Here is a 15564-nt window from a genome sequence, read left to right as displayed (position 1 = left end):
TGTTGAACATCGACGGACAGTCAGCAACTACTTTGCGAAGCCCGTATTTCAGTGTCGTGGCCGAGGAATCGGCCGCGATCGGTACCGTCCGATTGCTGGTCTCGTACCGACCGACTTATAATAAAACCGTCGTTCCGATTTCCGCCTCGTCCGCTCGATCCAAGACGTACTCTGCGGTCGCCGCGTCGAGAACCGCGGATCCGACCGACTCGAGGACGAGGATCTCGTCGTCCGAGTGCCGACCGAACTCGCCCGCGTGGACGCCGCCGAACGGCGCCACCTCGAGATCGGGATACTCGCGTAGATCGCCGGTTTCTGCGGCCTCGTCGGGAACGTCTCCGAAGACGCGATCCGCCCGTTCGATCGTCGTCGCGTCCAGTTCCTGCATCTCGGGGGTGTACGCGCCGACGGCGACCACGAGCGTGCCCGCAGCGAGCGTGTCGCCGGGAAACACCGGGTCCGCGCTGGTCGTCGCCGTAACGACGATGGTCGCACCGTCGACGGCTTCGTGGGGGCTCGAGACGGAGTCGACGGGAGCGTCGATCTCGGCAGAGAGGTCGGCCGCACACTCGAATCGTGAGTCGCTCGGCGCGTAGATCCGAACGGAGTTGAGGGCGGAGCCGATCGCGGCGGCGATCGCTCTGGTCTGCCAGCGGGCCTGTGTGCCGGCACCGATCACCGCCAGATCGATCGATCCGTCGACGGCGAGTTCCCGGGCGGCTAGTCCGCCAATACAGCCGGTCCGGGCGCTGGTGATCCGGTTTCCCGCCAGGTAGCCGGCGGGTTGACCGGTCTCCGCGTCGGCGAGTGAGATCTGGGCCGTAACGGTCGGCAATCCGCGTTCGGCGTTGTCCGCACAGACCGTCACGAGTTTCGTCGCAGTGTAGCTCGCTCCGTGGACGTACGCAGGCATACAGAGGCCAGTTCCGGTCGGCTCCGTCGGCTGGTCCGGGTTGAGCCCGGTTCCGATCGGGTAGTGAGGGCGATCCGGCCGGGTGACAGCCCCGACGTACTGGCGCTCGAAGGCGTCTGCGACGATCGGAAGCAACGCCTCGAGGTCGAGCACCGACGCGACATCCGAGTCCGAGAGGACGCGAACCATATTCGAACATCCTCGTCCGTCGACTTGAGTGTGATCGCAGATTGGAATGTCGATTGTGTGGCCGTTGAACAGAGCACGGTTCGCGGCGTGATCCAACGCGACGGAACGCTCGCTACCGACGATCTGGCCGCCCGACGCATCGCTAACGAGCGAGACGTCACCACCGTCGGATCGATCGGAGTACTCGTTCTGGGTGCAGATGAGAACGAGTCGACGGTCGGATCGACTAGTGCTTTGGCACGCCCACACTACAGGGTCGAATTCGGTGGTGTGGTCCGAGTCGACGCTTGTCGAAGTACTAGATCGCGGTTCCGGGCTGGTACTCGCCGAACTCCTCGCGGAGGACGGTACAGATCTCACCGACCGTCGCGTACGCCTTCACGGCGTCGATGATCGCCGGCATCAGGTTCTCGTCGCCGCGGGCGGTCTCGCGTAGCGCTTCGAGGGTCGCCTCGACGGCCTCGTCGTCGCGTTCCTCGCGAACGGACTCGAGGTGATCGATCTGGCGTCTTTGGTCTTCCTCGGTGACTTCCTGGACGTCCATCTCGGGGTCTTCGTCGACCTCGAACTCGTTGACGCCGACGATGATCCGTTCGCCCGACTCGATCTCCTTCTGGCGGTCGAACGCCGTATCCTGGATCTGGCGTTGGACCCACTGCTGATCGGCGGCCTCGAGCATGCCGCCCCGCTCGTCGACCGCCTCGAGGATGTCGTACGCGTCGGCTTCGACCTCGTCGGTCAGCGACTCGACGTAGTAGCTGCCGGCGAGGGGATCGACCGTGTCGGCCGCGCCGGATTCGTGAGCGAGGATCTGCTGCGTTCGCAGGGCCGTACGGACGGATTCCTCCGTTGGCAGTGCGAGCGCCTCGTCTTTGCCGTTGGTGTGGAGACTCTGGGTGCCTCCCAGAACCGCCGCAAGCGCCTGATACGCGACGCGGACGACGTTGTTCTCGATCTGTTGGGCGGTCAGCATCGAGCCTGCGGTCTGGGTGTGGAATTTGAGCTGTTTGGATTTGGGGTTTTGCGCGTCGAAGCGCTCTTCCATGATGTCGTGCCACATTCGGCGGGCGGCACGGAACTTCGCGACTTCCTCGAAGATGTTGTTGTGACCGTTGAAGAAAAAGGAGAGCTGGGGTGCGAACTCGTCGACGTCGAGCCCGGCGTCGATCGCTGCCTCGACGTACTCGATGCCGTTGCCGAGGGTAAAGGCGAGTTCCTGTGCTGCGGTCGAACCAGCCTCGCGGATGTGGTAGCCGGAGATCGAGATCGTGTTGAATTTCGGCGTCTCCGCGGCACAGAACTCGAAGATGTCGGTGATGATCCGCATCGACGGCTCCGGCGGATAGATGTAGGTGTTGCGTGCGATGTACTCCTTCAGGAGATCGTTCTGGATCGTGCCTCGCAACTCCGCGCGGTCGACGCCCTGCTCGTCACCGACCGCGATGTACATCGCGAGTAACACGGACGCTGGCGCGTTGATCGTCATCGACGTCGACACCTCGTCGAGCGGGATGCCGTCGAACACCGTCTCCATATCGGAAAGCGAGTCGATCGCGACGCCAGCCTTGCCGACCTCGCCGGCGGCCATCGCGTCGTCCGAGTCGTATCCCATCTGCGTCGGTAGGTCGAACGCCATCGAGAGCCCCGTCTGGCCTTGATCGAGCAGGTAGTGATACCGCTCGTTGGTGTCTTCGGGCGTCGAGAAGCCGGCGTACTGACGCATCGTCCACAGCCGACCGCGATAGCCCGTCGAGTAGACGCCGCGGGTGTACGGTGGTTCGCCTGGGTTTCCTAGATCGTCCTGATAGTCCAGATCGCCGACGTCGGCGGGCGTATACAGCCGGTCGACCTCCTGGCCCCCCGTATCCGTCGTGAACGTCTCCTTTCGCTCGCCGAACCGATCAATCACCGGCTCGACCGACTCCTCGTGCCACTGCTCGTGACCCGCGCGGATCTCCTCGAGCTCGTCGGGGTCGAACATTGTCGGAACGGAGGGGATGACGGTGCTTGAAGGTTGGTGACCTGATTCTCTAACCTGTTGGACATCTAACCCGAGCCGACGGTTGGAGGGACAAAAGAGACAGCCACGGCGTCATCGCGAAATCGGTCGACCCGCGTCAGCGGCCGGTGTCGTACTTGTAGGTCGCCGAGTCGGGATCGATGCCGAAGTCCTCGGGCGTCTCGTCGGTCGAGGCTTCCTCCCGTCCCTCCGGTGCTCGCTTGAACGCCTCTCGAAGCCGATCCGGCATTCGGAACTCCACGACGTCGATCGCGAGCGGCTTCGCATCGGGATCGACGCCGTCCCGTTTTTCCTCGAGGCGCCGTTGGAGCGGCTCCGGCAGTCGAGATTCGTCGATGCGCTGGAAGCCAAACTGGGCGAGGTAGCCGCCCTCGCCGGTCAGCGTGTAGACGGTCTCGAACCCCTGGTCGCTCGCGTACTCGACGAGGCGCTCGACGACGTGGGCCCCGACGCCTTGTTCGCGCCATCCCTCGAGGACGCCGATGCTGGTCAGTTCGCAGACCTCGTGGATTTCGTCGTCGTCCGAGTCGGGGCCGAACTTGTGGACGCGGATTCGCCCGAATCCGGCCTTTTCGCCGGACTCCTCGTCGATCGCGACGACGTAGTCGCGCGAGCGGAACGCCGTGTCGTCGAGCCCCATCGACTCGATGTGGTCGAGCAACCAGACTTCTTCCCTGTTTTTCGCGTCCCGCACGTACATACTTCGACGTAGGGCACGTGCGGGCAAAAGGGTTTGCGGGTCACCGTCACGGCGAGGACGCCGTCGGGAGTCGCGTCCCTCGATTCGGACGGACTGCTGTCGGGTACGGATCGATCTCGGGATTGCGCCGATCGACGCTCAAAACGAGACCGTCGTTGGATCGATCGGCGTCCGGTCGGAGTCCGGCGAACTCGAGACGGCGAACTCGTATCGGGGATCGACGTTGCCGTCGGTCAGGACGATTACGCTGTTCGCGAGCAGCGGTGCGATCACGCCTGCCGTGACGACTCGAGGGTCTGTAAGCGACTCGTGGACGACGACCCGATCGCCCGCCCCGATGCCGTACTCCTGGACGATCGTACGCGCGGCCGCGAGGACGTCGCCGTGGCTTACGGTTCGGTTGCCGTCGGTCAGGATCTCGGTGTCGGGATCGATCGACAGCGGCGGGAAGGAGGGGTTTTCGCTCCAGAGGCCGGCGTCGAAGTGATGAATTCCCGGTTCGGCGGGCGCGTCGCCGTAGCCGACGCGCTGGGCACCCCGCGGGAGGTCGTACCGGTCGGACTCGAGGTCGTCGACTGGGGCGACGAGCGCCCGGAACTCGTCGTCGTCCGCGAGGTCCGTCGGGGGACCGAATCGGGTCCGTCCCTCGAGCAGCGTCGTCCCGAGGAACGCAAACAGCGCGAGCGGGCCCTCGCCGACGACGCCGACGGTGACGCCCTCGCGGACGCCCGCGTGCCGGAGGAAGTTGCCGGCCTTCCAGGACGTCGTACAGAACCAGTGGGCGTCGAACGACCGGCCCGTCGCGTCGATCAGTACCGTCCGTTCGTCGCGGCGGTCGCGGGCGAGCAGGTCGTCGACGGTCGCGACGGTCATACCTCGAGGTGCTCGCTCGGAGCAAAAAAGCACGCCGACTCGCGTCCGTTCGGGTGCGGTGACAACCAGTTACAGCAGACCGTACCATACGGACCGCGACGAGTCGGTACCGGTCGATCGCAGACCGACGAGCGATCGACCGCCAATCAGTCATCGCAGACCGTATCAATCGTCCGCAGCGGCCGGTTCGGCGTGGTCGATGTCGGTCCCGAGCACTTCGAGGAACTCTGCGAGCCACTCGGGATGGTCGGGCCAGGCCTGCCCAGTCACGAGGGTTTCGTCGCGGGTGACGCCGTCGGCCCACTCCGCACCGCCGAGGCGGACGTCGGTCTCGAGGGCCGGATAGCCGGTACAGGTTCGCCCCTCGAGGACGTCCGCGGCGGCGAGTAGCTGGACGCCGTGACAGAGCGCGGCGACGGGTTTCTCCGCCTCGAAGAAGTGTTGGACGATCTCGAGTACCTCGTCGTACGTTCGGAGATACTCCGGCGCGCGCCCGCCGGGAATGACGAGCGCGTCGTACTCCTCGGGATCGATCGAATCGAAGTCGTGGGTCAGTTCGAAGTTGTGCCCCGGCTTCTCGGTGTAGGTCTGGTCGCCCTCGAAGTCGTGGACCGCCGTAGGACAGACGTCACCGGCCTCCTTTTCGGGACACACCGCGTGGACGTCGTGTCCGACCATCTGTAGCGCCTGAAACGGTACCATAATCTCGTAGTCCTCGACGAAGTCGCCTGCGAGGAGCAGTATCTGTCGTTCTGTCATCGGAAACTCCACAGGTTCGATCAACGAGGACGGACTTAATTTTACGTGTCGCCAGTTGGGACGGTGCTAGTACTTCGACAAGCGTCGACTCGAACCACACCACCGAATTCGACGCTGTAGTGTGGGCGTGCCAAAGCACTAGTGGTGAGAACGGAACGAGAACCGATCGTCTAGAACGCTCGCTTGATCTTCTCGAAGAACCCCTCCTTGACTTCGATCTCGTCGCCGCCGGCTTCGGCGAACGCCTCGAGGGCCTCGCGCTGTTCGTCGTTGAGCGACTGGGGCGTGACGATCTGGACCTGGACGTAGAGGTCACCCTGGCCGCGTCCGCGCAGGCGGGGCATGCCCTTTCCCTCGAGGCGGAAGACCTCGCCGCTTTGGGTACCGCGTGGAATCTCGAACTCCGCCGCACCATCGAGCGTCGGGACCTCGACGTTGTCGCCGAACGTCCCCTGCGGGAACGAGATCGGAAGCCGGAAGCGCAGGTCGTCGCCTTCACGTTCGAACTCCTCGTGATCGCGGATCGCGACGTCGATGAGGAGGTCCCCGTCGGGTCCACCTTCGGGGCTGGGTGCACCCTCTCTCTCCATTCGGAGGGTCTGTCCGTCCTGGATACCGGGCGGAATTTCGACGGTCAGCGTCGTTTCGTTTCGCACGTAGCCCTCGCCATGACACTCGCTACACGTCTCGGAGTACAGTTTCCCCTCGCCCTCACAGCGAGGACACGTCGTCGTCTGCTGGACGCGGCCAAGCGGCGTCTGCTGGACCTGGGTTACCTGCCCCTGTCCCTGACACTCGGGACAGGTCCTGACGTCCGCGTCCGGGGGGTGGCCCTCGCCGTCACAGGCCTCACAGGTTTCCGGCCGTTCGATCGTAAACTGCTTTTCGGCACCGTCGAACGCCTCCTCGAGATCGATCTCGAGGCCGGTTCGGAGGTCCTGACCCTTTCGTGGACGGCGGCGTCCGCGGCCGCCACCGCCGCCGAACACCTGCTCGAAGATGTCGCCGAGACCGCCGCCCATGCCGCCACCGCCCATGCCGCCGAACGGATCGCCGCCCATGCCGCGGGCACCGCCAGATCCGGCGTCGTAGCCGTGTTTTTCGGCCTGCTCGTAGCGATCGTGGCCCATCCGGTCGTAGGCCTGGCGCTTCTCCTCGTCGGTCAGAACCTGTTTTGCTTTCTGGATCTTCTTGAACTTCTCCTCGGCGTCCGGATCGTCGCTGACGTCCGGATGGTACTCCGTCGCCTTCTCCCGGTAGGCCTGTTTGATCTCCTCGGCAGAGGCGTCTGGGCTCACGCCGAGAACGTCGTAGAAATCCTCGCTCATTCGTTGCCACACGGTAATCGGTTGATCCACTTGAAACGACCGTTCCCGAATGAACCCCGCTTCGACGGGCAGTGGCGGAATCTCCCCGGTGGCGCTTCCGGTGAAAGAAATGCCGTACGTTTGAGGGGATGCGCGCCCAACCGTCGCGCATGACCGAAGATCGGTACACGCTCGTCGGCGTCTACGTCTCGAGGCCCGTCTGCGACCGCCTCGGCGACTACCTGTACGAACGGGCCGGCGTCGTCGACATCGAGGAGTACTTCGACCCCGCAGCGTCCGGCGTCACGGTGGGCGATCCGGGAGCGGACGCGACCGACGACCTCCTCGCCGAGGTCGTCGCCGAGTTCGCATCCCTCTACGACGCCGCCGACTTCGACGCCGTGAACGCGGTCGATCCCGAGGATTTCGTTCTCACCTACCTGGCAGCCGAACCCGAAACCGTCGCGACCGCTCGCGAACTGTTCGAGGCGGCGGGGACGATCCAGAACGCCGGCCTCCGGACGGTACACACGGCGATCATCGACGCGTGGCTGGCCGACGCCTTCGAGGAATCCGATCGCCAGGTCGACGACTCGAGTGCTAGCGAGTGAGACGGGCTGGTAATTCGAAACCTGGGCGGGGGCGGGGCCCGCCCCGGCGTGAGAGACATGAGCTAACTCGAAGCGGGGGCGAGTCCACTTTCGAGCGATCCGGGCACGAACGCACGCAATCGGCTTGGCAGCACGGTGATGTCTGGGCCGAACGCATACCCGGCGGGGCCTTGTATCCCCGCGGGAGATTCGTCGGGTGCGTGCCCCATTGTTATGCGGACGGTTGGTAGACAGTAGCAACCGTCCACCGTCGGCAAGGGACGTGTAACGTCCGTATAGTACGAAGCTACGAATCGGTTGGGACGACGTTCGAATCGATAGTGTCGACCTATAACCGCTCGGTATGGCTGGACGCGCCTGGACTCGACAGCCACGATCGAGTTGTTGGTGTCGAGTGCGAGTAAGTGCATCTCCGAGTGCGAAACGACGGCGGTCGGGTCGTCAGGCGAGCGTCCGGTCGACGTACTCGAGGATATTTTCGGACTCCGCCATCGTGACTCCGCGGTCCTCATCGACGAGTACCGGGACGGCGCGCTGTCCGGAGATGCGCTTGATTTCGTCGCGTCCGGAGTGCAACGCGGGGACCCACTCGCACTCGTAGTCGACGTCGGCCTCGTCGAGTCGATCGGAGACGGTTTCACAGTACGGACAGCCCTCGAGGGCATAGATCGTGACCATCGTACCCCGTCGTTGTTGACCCGGTCGGAAAGCGATACGGGTTCGAATTGTGATACGGTTTACTGTACGTCATCACCGTCGCTCCCGGATACCGGGTCCCGGGAGCAGCGGGACACAGGTACAGCAGTCCGTATGAGAGAGTCCCGCACGTACAGGCGGTTCGAGGTGGTGGCGTCGGTATGGACGGATCCCGTTCGATCGCACCGATTCGGTCGGTATCGTTGGACTCGGATACATCGGAACCACTGTTGGCGGCCAGTTTCACACCCATGAAGACGCGGCAGTGAGCGCCCTCTGTGTTCTCGATGCTGACACCCTCATCGGCACCGGGCGTACGTTCGACGTTCCACGCGAGCCAGTACACCGACTCCCTCGAGTTGCTCGAGGAGGAAGCGGCCGACCTGGACGCGGTGGTGATCGGAACGCCACACACTCACCATCACGAGCAGATCGTCGCCGCGCTCGAGCACGACCGCCACGTCTACTACGACAAGCCCCTGGCGACCGATCTAGACGATGCACGCGACGTCTTCGAGATCGACGCCGACGTCAACGAGTTCGTCCCTTACGTCGATCCGCGCCAGGATCCGTCTCGCGCCGACGCGTTCGTCGATAGCGTTCTCGAGGGGACGGAGCCGCCGGCGACTGCACGAGACGCGCCGGGTGACGGCCCTACCGGAGGCCGCCTACGAGGCGGCTCGAACCGGCGAGCGGGTTCGGGTTGACCGATAGCTCGTGAGTACGCCGCGGATCTCGACCCATCCCGCGGCACCACGATCCGACCGTACAGACGACCACATCGACGAGGGAACCACGGGCGTGATCGTCGCTCTCTCGTCGGTACCACATCCTGAGAATCGGTAAGTAACTCCTTACACGCTCCATTTCGGCCAGCCAGCCCCGTTCTCCCGGAATATCGTCTCCGGGCGAGAATTCCACCGAGTGTCGTTTGTTTCCCAGGTAACACGGTATTACCTCCCGATCTGACCCCGAACGCGCGACGTATTGCACACGAGTGTGTGTTTCGTTAGCACGATAGGTGAACTGGCGGTAATCCAGCCGTAGAACCGGTTGCCCTCCCGTTACAAGCCGGATAACTACAACCGGTAGAACCTATCCGTCAGGTATGATCACCTGCACCAACTGTGACACCCCCCAGTTCCTGCAGATCACCCAGAGCCGCATCTACTTCGAGAACGGCGAGGTGATAAACGAGATATCCGAGACCTACGAGTGTACGCTCTGTGGGTCGACCGGACAGTACGTTTACGACGACGATCGGGACGAGGAGGTGGTCTCCGGCGACGTCGAACTCACGACCGAACGTCCGAAGTTCGCGTGACAGCCGATCGGGCCGTGGAGAGATCACACACGGTACCGTCCCAAACGAGTGGGGGTATCACCGCCGCCCGATCTGCTCACGAATCGCTCGATTTCTGTCCTCCAACCGTTTCGCGTTCACTCGGCCTCGACCGACCGACCCCATCCTCACTCGAGCGACGCGGCGCGTGCTGGCGGCGGGTTATCGAAGATCGGCGTCGTTCGACGTCCCACTCCTCGAAGAGGCCGTACTCGGTCATCGTCTTCATCCCGGCGATCGCCGCGGTGAGTTTGATCCCGACGAGCGGGACGTCCGCGACCGAGACGATCACGTCCGCCCGGAGGATCGCACCGTCCCTGAGCAGAACGTCGAGTACGTCGACGAGCGCCTCGTCGTCTTTTCTCGGTTTCATGATTGTGAAGAGCCGGTCGATTCGCCATCACCCAACTCCGGGGCGAAGGTGTACGGTGGCCACGGCCCGGTGAACCTGACCTCGAGTCCGTCGGTCGAGGCCACCTCCTCGAGAATCGCACCGATCGCGCCCTCGTTGTCTTCGTGGGCGAGCAGGGTGAGTCGACAGAGCGTTTCACCGCCGTTCTGGTCGGTATCCGAATCGGCTTCGTCTCCCAGCTCCGTCGAGAGCGACGCGGTGGGCGAGCGCTCGAGTGCGTGCACTTCGCGTGCCTCGGCCGTCAGGCGCTCTCTCACGTCGTCCGAAAGCGATTCCCGACGGGCCGCTCGCAACTCCGAGAGGCGACGGTCGAACTGCGTCTCGAGCAGGTGTGCCGTCCCCTCGCCGGCGTCGTCGATCCGGTCGCGAAGCTCCTGGAGCCGGTCGTCGCGATCGAGCAACTCGTTGTCGTCGATCGGGTCCGTCTCGACGACTTCGACGCGGTACTCCCAGTGACCGGCGAGTTCCGAGAGCGCTCGCTCGAGGGTCTCTGACTCCTCGTCGAGCCAGGTTCGGACGGCCTCGTCGTCCCCGCGGATGATCGTGTCGAACTGGAACGGAATCGGCGTCCCGAACGCTTCTCCGGCCCGGTCGACGACCAGCTGGTGGCGGACGAGCCAGCGTCTGATCTGCGCTATATCCGACGAGTCGTAGAGGCCGTCACAGCTGTGGAGGACGGCACCGATGCCGTTCTCGACGACGACCGAGACCGGTTCGTCGTCGACGCCTGTCGACTCGAGGCTCTCGCCGACGGACGGTCCCTCGTTCGCCCGAACGAGACAGTAGAGGTACCGACCCTCGTCGATCTCCGGTGGGCCGTCGGCTTCGGTCGCGGCGGACGGTGACTGCTGATTCGGGGCGTTCAGCTCCGTCTCCCGGTCGGGCACGCCGTCGTCGGTCACTCGCTATCACCCCCGAACACGGAGTAGCCGGGTGCCGACGCGACGTCTGGATCACCGCGAAGCTGCTCGATCGCGTCCGAGACGAGACCGTCGAGGTCGCCGTGGAGATCGTCGACGCTCTCCTCGATTCCCTCGTCGCGTTTGAGCTGATCGATCTCGGCTTCGATCCGGGCGAGTTGGCTCCCGAGACGTTCGATCTCCTCGTCGGAGAGCTCACCCGACTCCATGCGTCGAACCGCCTCTCGCTCTAAGGCGGCGATCAGGATCTCCACGACGGTGACGACCAGGGTAACGAGCCCGTCGCGTGCGCTCTCCCCGTCGCCGACGTCGATCTGTGTCACGTGTTCCCCTCCGTTTCCGCCGTCGCCGTTTCGTCGCCCGACTCGCCCTCGGCGGAGTCGTCCGCGCCGGTGTCCTCCAAGTCGGGGTCGTCGGCCTCGTCGCTGTCGCCGTCTCCGCCGATCATCTCGAGGCCGCCGCTCGTCGGCCGCTCGGGGTCCGGTCGCGCGCCGAGGCGTTCGGTTCCGCGGTTCGGGTGTTCGAAACTCGCCTCGTCGCCGCGGCTCTCGTCACCGCCGGTCGCTTCCTCCGCGTTCTCGCTCGAGTCGGGGTCGTCCTCGATCCGGGTTTCGTCCGCGTACCGCTCGTCGGGCGTGACGTTTACGCCCCTCGTCGCGTCGATCGGCGGCCTCGGCCGTTCCGTTTCGGCGAGTTCGGGCTCATCGACCGCCGCCGCGACCCGGCGCATGTCGGTCCCTTCGGGGAACTCGAGGCCGTACTTGGCGGCGGTTTCGAACGAGGCGATCGCGGCCCGAACCTGCACGCCGAGTAGCTGCGTGTCGCCGATCGAGACGGCGATGTCGGCGTTGATGACGATTCCTTTGTCGAGTAGCATCTCGACGACTTCGGCGAGGTCCGTCTTCTGGCGACTCGGCTGGAAGTCATCGACCACGCCGACCACCTCCGCCGATGGCTGGCTCGCCGACGAACGCCGAGTTGGGGACGCGACCAGCACATCGGATCCCCCCGCTGTTCGTGGTTCGCTTCGTCGTTCGAGGGGGGAGATCGGTGGTTCTCCGAACGGTGCGCCTGGTTCGAGTCGGTCGCGGTGGTGGGTCAGTCATCGTCGTTTCTCCGTTTCTTGCGCTCGCGTTCGAAGCGCTGTCCGTAAATCCGCGTCCGGCTGGGTGCCGTCGAGAGCCGGACGGACTGGGGGACCGTCGCGTGTTTGACGCCGCTTCCGACCGCCGCCCGTTCGGTCGGCATCGTCGAGGCCGCTGTCGGATTTCGAGAGTTCGCGCTCGTGTCTCGACGGCGCATCTTCTCGCGGTTGAACTCGTACAGGCGTTCGAACGTCGCGTGGGTCTCGAGCAACGCCTCGCGGAACGCGTCGATCCCTTCCATCGCGCCCTGCTGGATGGCGAACTGGTAGGCCTCCGGGTCCTCCATCACGTCGATATCGCCGAGTGCGTCCGACGGATCGACGTCGTCGATCAGGTCTCCGTCTCCGCCGAGTCCACTCTCGTCCGTCACTTCTGAGGCCGCCTGCTCGACGACGCCCGCGTCGTCACCGTCGTCTGCCAGATCGTCGACCGCCCCCTCGAGTTCGCGGCCCTCCTCGACGAGCGAGCCGAGATCGGAGGCGTTCCAGGCCGACAGCAGATCGATCGCCCGGAACAGTTCGTCGACCTCGACGAGTTCGTCGACGCCCGCATCGTCGTCCGCGAGCACCGCCGGAATCTCGCCCATCTCGATCGCCTCGAGCAGATCGTCCCCGTCGACGGCCTCCGGGAGGTCTCCGACGTCGACTGCGTCGATCAACTCCACCGCCTCCGTCGCGACGGTCCCGAGCGTCTCCAGATCGTCGAGCGTCGACTCGAGCGTATCGTCCTCGAGATCCTCGAGGGCGTCCGTGTCGCCGAGGCGGTCCTCGAGCGCTCCAAGACGTTCGGTCGCCTCCTCAAGGAGGTCGCCGAACTCGTCTCGGTCCTCGGTCGCGGACGACTCACTCATCGTCGACCTCCGTGTCGGTGGTCTCGTCTCCCTCGACGTCGTCTGTCCCGTCGCTACCTGCGTCGTCTGTCCCGTCGCTACCTGCGTCGCCTGCCCCGTCGCTACCTGCGTCGCCTGCCCTGTCGTCGGCTCTGTCGACCGCTGTGCCGTCTCTCCTCTCTTTCGATCCTGGCTCGACGCGAACCGTGAGAACGCCGTTTCTGATCCCCGCCTCGGCCGTGTGATCGCCCCAGGGAACCTCGATACGATCGAGTTCGCGACCCTCGAGTCCGACGACGAGCGTGCCATCCTCGAACCCCACCGTCACGTCCTCGGGGTCGGTGTCGCCGACGTCCGCCGTCACGAGCAGTTCGTCGTCGTACCGACGCGTCGCCACCGACGGACGACTCGAGGAACGCGTTCGCCGCTGTCTGCGGCTGGGTTCGTGACCGTGTGGATCTCGACGGTGGCCCGTCCGCTCACTGCCAGTCAGTGGGTCTCGACCGGACCGCGACTCGCCTCGCGACGCCTCGTCGGCACCGCGAACCGAGAGGTCGACGTCGAACACCGACCGCCCGCTTCGTCGACGGTTCGACGCCGAGAGCTCCTCGAGTCCCTCGAGCGCCGACAACAGGCTCGACAGCCAGTGGTCGTCGTCCTGCTCGTCGCGGTTGCGTTCGGTCTCATCGCCCGGTCCACCGGGTCGGTCGTCGGGATCGTGATCGTCTTCGGTCATTAGGATTTCACCTCCACGCGACCGCTCGCGAGCCGTTCGTGGACCTCGCGTGCGATCTCGAGTTCGTCCTCCAGCTCCGCCTTCCGTCGCCGATACTCCTCCTCGGAGCGCTCGCCGAGTTCGTACAACAACTGATTTTCCTTGAGTTCGTCCTCGAGGCCGTCGACGTCGTACAGCTCGTCGAGGGCGATCGTGTGGATCGCGTCGACGATGCCGACGAACGGCCGAAACAGGAGGTCGTCGAGGACGAACATGGTTATCGCTGGGCTCCGATGGTGACGTCGACGAAGCTGTACGGCGCGAACGGACCCGTGTAGCGGACGACGAGGTCGTCTTCGTCCTCCTCGAGTCGGGCGATCGCCTCGTCGAACGCCTCGCGGTCCTCGCGATCGACGAGATACGAGCGGTTCAACACGAGGCGGTCGCTGAACAGGTCGTTCCCGACGGACTGTGCGGCGATCGGCTCGAGTTCGTCGGCGATGCGCTCTGTGACGGCGTCGGCGTCGACGTCGGCGTCTTCCGCGCGGACGATCTTGACGCCGAGTTCGACGCGACCCTCGACGTCGTTCAGCGCGCGCCTGAACGCCGGGAGTGCGCCCCTGAGGACGTTTTTCAGCGCCCGGTCGCTCTCGAAGGCCATGCCGAACTGCATCGGGACGACCGCTCGACCGTCCCCGTCGTTCATGATCCGTCGAAGCACCTCGTCGTGGCGTGTAGCGTCCTCGTCGGTCTCCTCGGGATCGGTGGTGTCGATGTCGGAGACGACCGCGCCGAGTCGGCGATGTGAAATCGTGTAGACGACGCTCGCACCGCCGACGGCGTCCGTTTCGAACTCGATGGGATCGCCTTCGACGACCCCGTAGACGTACCGGTTGTTCACCGGGAACACACCCCGGTCGTCGCGTGCTGTTCGGCGACCGTCTCGAGGCGTCTAGATCGTGTCCGTATCATAGCGTGTGGGTTCCGAACCCGGAGACCGCACTCGCGGGTCTCGAGGAACTCGTCGGCGATGATTCGACGGCGCGGCCGGTGGTCGTACTGCTTGCAGTCGCAGTCTCCGTTTCCGGCACGGATCGAGACGACTGTCGGCGACGCGGTGATCACGAACGACGCGTGGTGGTCTCGAGTGCGAACGTCGACGAACGCGGTCTTCAGGACGAGACGTCCGCGGCCGTTCGGTCCGTTCGCTGGGTGGACCCGTAGATGCTTACCAGCGCGAGCACTGCGATCAAAACGCCGAGGACGACGGTGGCCCAGAACAGCAGTCCCTGCTCGACGCCGAGGACGAACGGGGAGGCGATCGCCCACAACCCCGCCAGGACGACGACGGCTGGTGGGGCGATACGCGGGAGACGGCCACCCGACGGAACCGCCGCGGTGTACGCGGCCGCGACCGCGACGATCGCGCCGGTTATCACGTTGTTGACGATGATCCACCCGAACCCGGTGAGAAACACCCCCGAGATCACCAGCAGGAAGCCGAGTCCGGCCGCGAGTCCGGCCGTCCGCTGTGCTATCGGCGACGTTCCGGCGGCCGGCGTCCGATCGCTCATACCCTCGATACGGCTGCGACCGGACTAAAACTGGTGCAGGCAGATCTCGGGTCCCTTTGGTGGTGCGCTCGAGGCTGGGCCTCGATCGAGTCCCGTTCCAGTGGGTCCGAGGCTGGACCTCGGTCGGGTCCCGTTCCGATGTGTTCGAGTCCGGGACCCGACGTCGAACCAGCAGTCGACGAAACCCAGGGACGAAACAGCAGTCGAACCGGCTTGCAGTCGCAGTGCACACCGTGTTACGAGCAGGTCGTGAACGGTCGGACGTCTCATGGCACAACCACAGCGCAGACCGGATTCCTCGAGTCTCGCGGAAGTCCTCGACCGAATCCTCGACAAAGGCGTCGTCATCGACATCTGGGCGCGGGTATCGGTCGTCGGGATCGAACTCCTGACGGTCGAAGCCCGCGTCGTCGTCGCCAGCGTCGACACCTTCTTACACTACGCGGAGGAGATCGCAAAAATTGAGCAAGCCACCGCCGAGGGCGAACTCGAGGAACTGGAAGAACTCGAGGTCGAGCGTCGACCCGAATCGTCACCCCAGTCAGCCTCAGAGTAACCC

20 protein-coding genes and 1 pseudogene are annotated in these 15564 nt (G+C 64.8%); 5 read left to right on the top strand and 16 right to left on the bottom strand.

Annotated elements, in window-relative coordinates; all coding sequences use genetic code 11:
• Positions 1–115 precede the first annotated feature (115 nt).
• From FYC77_RS09695 to dnaJ, 6 genes are all read right to left on the bottom strand, one after another.
• Positions 116–1102 (bottom strand): ornithine cyclodeaminase family protein, encoded by a 987-nt coding sequence (locus FYC77_RS09695; protein WP_149081302.1) that lies wholly within the window; start codon positions 1100–1102, stop codon positions 116–118.
• 298 nt (positions 1103–1400) lie between these two features.
• A complete protein-coding gene (locus FYC77_RS09685) occupies positions 1401–3083 on the bottom strand; it encodes an acyl-CoA mutase large subunit family protein (RefSeq protein WP_149081301.1) in 1683 nt (560 codons plus the stop codon).
• Between the two features lie 136 nt (positions 3084–3219).
• Positions 3220–3822, bottom strand: a complete 603-nt coding sequence (locus tag FYC77_RS09680; protein WP_149081300.1) for a GNAT family N-acetyltransferase — start codon at positions 3820–3822, stop codon at positions 3220–3222.
• Between the two features lie 138 nt (positions 3823–3960).
• The gene (locus FYC77_RS09675; RefSeq protein WP_149081299.1) at positions 3961–4695 is read right to left on the bottom strand and encodes a hypothetical protein; all 735 of its coding nucleotides are present in this window, start codon (positions 4693–4695) and stop codon (positions 3961–3963) included.
• Between the two features lie 165 nt (positions 4696–4860).
• Positions 4861–5454: a DJ-1/PfpI family protein gene (locus FYC77_RS09670; RefSeq protein ID WP_149081298.1), complete on the bottom strand. Its 594-nt coding sequence runs from the start codon at positions 5452–5454 to the stop codon at positions 4861–4863.
• A 170-nt stretch (positions 5455–5624) separates the two neighbouring features.
• On the bottom strand, positions 5625–6782 hold the full coding sequence (gene dnaJ, locus FYC77_RS09665; RefSeq protein WP_149081297.1) for a molecular chaperone DnaJ: 1158 nt from the start codon (positions 6780–6782) through the stop codon (positions 5625–5627).
• Positions 6783–6931: 149 nt separating this feature from the next.
• Between dnaJ and FYC77_RS09660 the strand changes: the two genes are divergently transcribed.
• Complete coding sequence (locus tag FYC77_RS09660; protein WP_149081296.1) at positions 6932–7372, top strand: hypothetical protein; 441 nt, start codon at positions 6932–6934, stop codon at positions 7370–7372.
• A gap of 441 nt (positions 7373–7813) precedes the next feature.
• Here the strand turns inward: FYC77_RS09660 and FYC77_RS09655 are convergent, their stop codons facing one another.
• Positions 7814–8050, bottom strand: coding sequence for a glutathione S-transferase N-terminal domain-containing protein (locus FYC77_RS09655; RefSeq protein WP_149081295.1), 237 nt, complete (start codon positions 8048–8050; stop codon positions 7814–7816).
• A 187-nt stretch (positions 8051–8237) separates the two neighbouring features.
• Between FYC77_RS09655 and FYC77_RS09650 the strand changes: the two are divergent.
• Both FYC77_RS09650 and FYC77_RS09645 read left to right on the top strand, forming a co-directional pair.
• Positions 8238–8782 (top strand): annotated as a pseudogene (locus FYC77_RS09650) (Gfo/Idh/MocA family oxidoreductase).
• A 394-nt stretch (positions 8783–9176) separates the two neighbouring features.
• Positions 9177–9392, top strand: coding sequence for a hypothetical protein (locus FYC77_RS09645; RefSeq protein WP_149081294.1), 216 nt, complete (start codon positions 9177–9179; stop codon positions 9390–9392).
• Positions 9393–9468: 76 nt separating this feature from the next.
• Here the strand turns inward: FYC77_RS09645 and gvpM are convergent, their stop codons facing one another.
• From gvpM to FYC77_RS09605, 8 genes are all read right to left on the bottom strand, one after another.
• The gene (gene gvpM, locus FYC77_RS09640; protein WP_149081293.1) at positions 9469–9783 is read right to left on the bottom strand and encodes a gas vesicle protein GvpM; all 315 of its coding nucleotides are present in this window, start codon (positions 9781–9783) and stop codon (positions 9469–9471) included.
• On the bottom strand, positions 9780–10688 hold the full coding sequence (gene gvpL, locus FYC77_RS09635) for a gas vesicle protein GvpL (RefSeq protein WP_202911806.1): 909 nt from the start codon (positions 10686–10688) through the stop codon (positions 9780–9782). Before gvpL ends, gvpM begins: the two co-directional genes overlap by 4 nt.
• A 32-nt stretch (positions 10689–10720) precedes the next feature.
• The gene (locus FYC77_RS09630; RefSeq protein ID WP_149081292.1) at positions 10721–11065 is read right to left on the bottom strand and encodes a gas vesicle protein K; all 345 of its coding nucleotides are present in this window, start codon (positions 11063–11065) and stop codon (positions 10721–10723) included.
• Positions 11062–11676: a gas vesicle protein GvpJ gene (gene gvpJ / locus FYC77_RS09625; protein ID WP_149081291.1), complete on the bottom strand. Its 615-nt coding sequence runs from the start codon at positions 11674–11676 to the stop codon at positions 11062–11064. The genes FYC77_RS09630 and gvpJ overlap by 4 nt, the downstream gene beginning before the upstream one ends.
• A 164-nt stretch (positions 11677–11840) precedes the next feature.
• Positions 11841–12737 (bottom strand): hypothetical protein, encoded by an 897-nt coding sequence (locus FYC77_RS09620; protein ID WP_149081290.1) that lies wholly within the window; start codon positions 12735–12737, stop codon positions 11841–11843.
• Positions 12730–13452, bottom strand: a complete 723-nt coding sequence (locus FYC77_RS09615; protein WP_202911803.1) for an Hsp20/alpha crystallin family protein — start codon at positions 13450–13452, stop codon at positions 12730–12732. The genes FYC77_RS09620 and FYC77_RS09615 overlap by 8 nt, the downstream gene beginning before the upstream one ends.
• Positions 13452–13706, bottom strand: coding sequence for a gas vesicle protein GvpF (gene gvpF / locus FYC77_RS09610; protein WP_149081289.1), 255 nt, complete (start codon positions 13704–13706; stop codon positions 13452–13454). Before gvpF ends, FYC77_RS09615 begins: the two co-directional genes overlap by 1 nt.
• 2 nt (positions 13707–13708) lie before the next feature.
• A complete protein-coding gene (locus FYC77_RS09605) occupies positions 13709–14332 on the bottom strand; it encodes a GvpL/GvpF family gas vesicle protein (RefSeq protein WP_149081288.1) in 624 nt (207 codons plus the stop codon).
• Positions 14333–14355: 23 nt separating this feature from the next.
• Here FYC77_RS09605 and FYC77_RS09600 point away from each other — a divergent pair, with 23 nt between their 5' ends.
• Entirely contained in the window at positions 14356–14655 is a 300-nt protein-coding gene (locus FYC77_RS09600; RefSeq protein WP_149081287.1) for a hypothetical protein, read from the top strand.
• On the opposite strand, the gene FYC77_RS09595 is transcribed toward FYC77_RS09600, so the two are convergent.
• Positions 14604–15005, bottom strand: coding sequence for an SPW repeat domain-containing protein (locus tag FYC77_RS09595; protein ID WP_149081286.1), 402 nt, complete (start codon positions 15003–15005; stop codon positions 14604–14606). The two genes, FYC77_RS09600 and FYC77_RS09595, sit on opposite strands and share 52 nt — an antisense overlap.
• A gap of 268 nt (positions 15006–15273) precedes the next feature.
• On the opposite strand from FYC77_RS09595, the gene gvpA reads away from it, so the two are divergent.
• On the top strand, positions 15274–15561 hold the full coding sequence (gene gvpA / locus FYC77_RS09590) for a gas vesicle protein GvpA (RefSeq protein WP_149081285.1): 288 nt from the start codon (positions 15274–15276) through the stop codon (positions 15559–15561).
• Positions 15562–15564: the final 3 nt, after the last annotated feature.

This window comes from Natrialba swarupiae (assembly GCF_008245225.1).
GTDB classification, from domain to species: Archaea; Halobacteriota; Halobacteria; order Halobacteriales; family Natrialbaceae; genus Natrarchaeobius; species Natrarchaeobius swarupiae.
The sequence above is the reverse complement of the archived record's forward strand: the minus strand, read 5'-3'. Positions and strand labels throughout refer to the sequence as shown.